Genomic DNA, 1,789 nt, shown 5'->3' with positions numbered 1-1,789 from the left:
CCGACTCGCCGCTGCGCCGGGCACCGCACACGGCAGCCGCCGTCGTGTCCTCGGACTGGGACCGCGCCTACCCGCGGGAACAGGCCGCCTTCCCCGTCCACCACCTCAAGCAGGACAAGTACTTCCCGCCCGTGGGCCGGATCGACGGCGCCGCCGGCGACCGCAACCTCGTCTGCTCCTGCCCGCCCCTCGAAGACTTCGAAAACTAAGGACATGCCCATGATTGAGAAATACACAGCTCTCTATGACGAGCACAAAAAACTGGGCGCGTCCTTCACGGACTTCGGCGGCTGGCAGATGCCCCTCAAATACAACTCCGAACTGGCCGAACACCACGCCGTCCGCAACGCAGCGGGCCTGTTCGATCTCTCCCACATGGGCGAAGTCTGGGTCACCGGCCCCGAGGCGGCAGCCTTCCTGGACTATGCCCTGGTGGGCAGGATTTCGGCCATGCCGGTAGGCAAAGCAAAATACTCGCTCATCTGCAACGATGACGGCGGCATCATCGACGACCTCATCACCTACCGACGGCCCGCTGCCGAGGACGGGACCGACGTCTTCCTGGTGGTCCCCAATGCCGGCAACGCCGCGGTGGTTGCCGAGGCGTTGACCGAACGCGCAGCATCCTTCGACGTCCAGGTGCGGGACGCATCAGCGGAAACCTCGCTGATCGCCGTGCAGGGGCCCAAAGCCCAGGACCTGCTGCTCCGCCTGGTTCCCGCCGGCAGGCACGACGACGTCACGGGCCTGTTGTACTACGCCGCTGTGGAGGTCCCGTTACTGGTGGGCGGTGCAGGGCGGGAGCTCCTCCTGGCCCGCACCGGCTACACCGGGGAGGACGGGTTCGAGATTTTCGTGTCCAACGACGCCGCACCCGCCCTGTGGCAGGCCCTCATAGCCATCGCCGACGAAGGGGAACTTACTCCGGCCGGTCTGGCATCCCGCGACTCCCTCCGCCTGGAAGCCGGCATGCCCCTTTACGGCAACGAACTCTCCCTGCAGGGAGACCCGTTCGCCGCCGGTTTGGGACCCGTCGTCGCGCTGTCCAAGGAAGGCGACTTTGTGGGCAAGGCCGCACTGGCCGCCAAGAAGGAAGCCGGTGCCGGCACTACCTCCGGCCGCCGCCTCGTCGGCCTGAAGGGACTCGGCCGCCGTGCCGGCCGCGCCCACTACCCCGTCCTCAAGGATGGCGTTCCCGTCGGGGAGGTCACCTCCGGCCAGCCCTCGCCCACCCTCGGCTACCCGGTGGCCATGGCCTACGTCGACGTCGAACACACTGCCCCCGGCACCGCCCTGGACATCGACCTCCGCGGCAAGGCAGAACCGTTCGAAGTCGTCGAGCTCCCGTTCTACCGCCGAGCCAAGTAGCGTACCGTGGCTGGCGCCGGAGCCGGCGGACCGGACATTTTCACGCGTGCTGGCTCGTTCCTCGCCTCTGACGCACGCTTTCGAAAAGTCCGGCTCCGCCGGCCCCTCGTGCGCACGTCTCCCGGCCGCACCCATCCCCGCCACGAACTCTAGATAGGAACACAATGGCTGTTGGCGTATTCGATCTTTTCTCTGTTGGCATTGGCCCTTCGAGCTCGCATACTGTGGGGCCGATGCGGGCTGCTGCTGTGTTCGCTGAGGAGCTGAAGGCTTCCGGCAGGCTGACGGATGTGGCTTCGTTGCGGGTGGATCTGTACGGGTCGTTGGCGGCGACCGGGCACGGGCACGGGACGATGACCGCGGTGCTGTTGGGGTTGGAGGGGTTCCATCCGGAACTGATCCTGCCCGGGGAGGTGGAGGA

At 66.9% G+C, this 1,789-nt stretch carries 3 protein-coding genes; all 3 read left to right on the top strand.

Translation table 11 applies throughout. The features are described from left to right. The coding region (locus AC5RTT_RS20475) for a hypothetical protein (protein ID WP_494146696.1) at positions 1 to 209 on the top strand (209 nt) is incomplete at its 5' end. A 10-nt stretch (positions 210 to 219) separates the two neighbouring features. Then, a complete protein-coding gene (gene gcvT / locus AC5RTT_RS20470; protein ID WP_494146695.1) occupies positions 220 to 1,368 on the top strand; it encodes a glycine cleavage system aminomethyltransferase GcvT in 1,149 nt (382 codons plus the stop codon). A gap of 164 nt (positions 1,369 to 1,532) precedes the next feature. Further along, on the top strand, positions 1,533 to 1,789 hold a 257-nt coding region (locus tag AC5RTT_RS20465; protein ID WP_494146694.1), incomplete at its 3' end, for a serine dehydratase beta chain.

The organism is Arthrobacter sp. Y3221157, from assembly GCF_059089865.1.
Note: the sequence above shows the minus strand (reverse complement) of the source record. Positions and strands in the feature narration are given on the sequence as shown.